At 40.2% G+C, this 2,508-nt stretch carries 2 protein-coding genes; one reads left to right on the top strand and one right to left on the bottom strand.

All coding sequences use genetic code 11. The features are described 5' to 3' along the window. Nucleotides 1–126: 126 nt before the first annotated feature. Nucleotides 127–462, top strand: a complete 336-nt coding sequence (rpsF, locus tag QUA04_RS28140) for a 30S ribosomal protein S6 (protein ID WP_015176119.1) — start codon at nt 127–129, stop codon at nt 460–462. Between the two features lie 1,178 nt (nt 463–1,640). On the opposite strand, the gene QUA04_RS28135 is transcribed toward rpsF, so the two are convergent. Continuing rightward, a complete protein-coding gene (locus QUA04_RS28135) occupies nt 1,641–2,027 on the bottom strand; it encodes a hypothetical protein (RefSeq protein ID WP_333263646.1) in 387 nt (128 codons plus the stop codon). Nucleotides 2,028–2,508: the final 481 nt, after the last annotated feature.

Below are 2,508 nucleotides of genomic sequence, written 5' to 3'. Positions count from 1 at the left end.
CTCTTGTTTCATCTGTCGAAAGAATTCTTAAAGAATTTGGAGATAATTATGTAATTAATTTTGCTTAACTACTTAATAAGTCCTTGCTTCGTGAGAAGCCTTGTTGTCCATAAGGGGATTATTGCCATGAAACCGTTTATTTACGAAACTATGTACATTCTGCGCCCTGATTTGGGTGAGGAAATGACAGACCAGGCGATCGCTAAATATCAAACTATTTTGCGCGATCAAGGTGCTGAAAACATAGAAACTCAGCACCGCGGCAAGCGCCGTTTGGCTTACGAAATCGGCAAGCACCGGGACGGAGTATACGTTCAAATGAACTATACAGCTCCGGGCGCTGCAATTTTTACCCTGGAGCGCGCGATGCGTCTGAGCGAAGAAGTGATTCGCTATTTGACGATCAAGCAAGATGTGCCAGATGCACCTGAAGCGGAAGCGGAAGCTGAAGTCGCCGAGTAGCATTCGTGTCAATTTAACGTCTTATGTAGTACCCGTCTACTGTTTGACGATTAGGGCCGCTTATTCCCCGGCACGCCTTTCTTAAGGGCTACGCTGTACGCACAACTTGAAAAACTAACGTCAGAGCCTTTGGCTCCCCCTGGCATCCTCCTGAAAAAGAGGCTAGGGGGATATATGGAATTGTGGGTACAGCATAGTTTCTTAAGGGCGGGACTTGATGTTAATTGAAATTATAGGTGAATGGGCGATTGTTTTTCTAGGGGATGACGATCGCTCTTTTTTGTGGGGAGGCTGCTGGGACTTAATCTATTTTTATCAACAAAGAAAGCTCGCTTTTTGAGGAGAGCGAGGGCGATTCACTTTGGCTCAACTCTATCTAGTTGACTACAAAAAACTTGACTATGCTTGAGCATAGCTGCTTAATCATTGTAAATCTAATTGTGATCCGCTACTTATTAAATTTACTGTTAACTAAGGCAAATTCGACTTTCTTGAGAGGCAAAATTCTGCATCTATAACTCTGAACCAAACTATAAACTTATTTTGGCCCTTGGCAATTAAGCTGTTGTGCATTTAAATTGTATATTTCGAGTCCCGATCAAAAATCGTCAAATCCTCTCCCCCGATCCCCATCGCACCCTCTCCCTCTCTAATACCATAGGCAATCTAGATGCAACACAGCTTAGGTAGCCGCTAAAATGTGGCTCTTAGCCCTCTTAAGTCACTCTGGGAAAATAAAAATAAGAGCCAAATTTTTAACTGTAGATAGAGCTAGCATTTGAGCGTTTATTTTCTAACAGAATGGCTGAAATCAAGATTTTTGGTAAAAGTCTTATGCTATAAGCCTTCCAGATTATTTTTTGCCTAAAGTGACAGAAGAGGGTTAAACGAGGATAACCCTAACCCTCTTCTGTCACCCTGGGAAAATAAAAATAAGAGCCAAATTTTTAACTGTAGATATAGCGAGAATTTGAGCATTTATTTTCTAGCAGAATGGCTGAAATCAGGATTTTTGGTAAAAGTCTTATGCTCTAAGCGTTCCTGATTATTTTTTGCTAAAAGTGACAAAAGAGGGCTAATTTTCCTATCCATTCCAAAACCTTGTTCTAGGCGGGGATACTTGTATTTCCCCGCCTAGGGCTTGAAACTGTTAAAGCTAGGTCAGATACAGAGTAAAACTACCACCCTGGGTTTAGATAATCTTCTGCCGAAGTCCCATCACACGAAAAAGGAGTAGCTAAGGACCGTAATTCAAAAATTGTGTCGGTCAGACGGTCAATTTCTCGACCAAGCATACATTTTTCTTCGGTTAAAGTGGTTACTTCGTACTCCAGTGTACATTTTTCGGTGTCTAAGGCGTCGTACCTATCTTTCAAGGAAGAAATTTTTTCTTCACAGTATTTCAGAGCCTGGTCTTTTGCTGTAGTTGCTTCCAGCAAGGTATTGTAAGATTTTACCAACGCTGCATTTTTTTTGAACAAGCAAAAATTAAACTGTGCTAGAATCTGAATCTCTCTTTCTAATGCAGAGAGATTTTTCTTGGCATGAGATAGTTTGTTGTACAAACTAACCCATGTTAGGTTATGCTTAGACATGGATTACAGTGTCCTTTTATTGTTTGTTTTTTGGTGGTAACAGTTAGAAGTTGCGCCACCGGAGATTTTTAATTGAAACAAAAGTCCTACCTGGATGGCCGTCTAGGTGGGCTTTTTGTTTTAATTATCAAAATTAGACCATACCACTTTTTATTTTAAGCAGGCACTACAAAATGCTTGTTTCTCAGGAATCAATGCATCAAAGCACTTAACTCTAAAATAGAAGCGCGATATAGACAAGTTTGACCTTATACCAAAGCATAACAGAAAATTTCAATTTTACAACCACATTTCCAAAAAAAAATCAAAACACATGGGTGTCAATATTTACGGTTTGGCTAAATTTCATTAGCAGAAGACAGCAGACGGTGGACAACGAATCCATGCGGAATTGATACAGAATCGAAAGCGAATCGATTGCGAATCGATTGCGAATCGATTGCGAATCGAT

The organism is Microcoleus sp. S13_C5 (assembly GCF_036700845.1).
Lineage (GTDB): Bacteria > Cyanobacteriota > Cyanobacteriia > Cyanobacteriales > Microcoleaceae > Microcoleus.
The sequence above is the reverse complement of the archived record's forward strand: the minus strand, read 5'-3'. Positions and strand labels throughout refer to the sequence as shown.

Excerpts from the sequence above, each read along its gene's own strand:
- rpsF (WP_015176119.1), top strand. The coding sequence starts at position 127 with ATGAAACCGTTTATTTACGAAACTATGTACATTCTGCGCCCTGATTTG.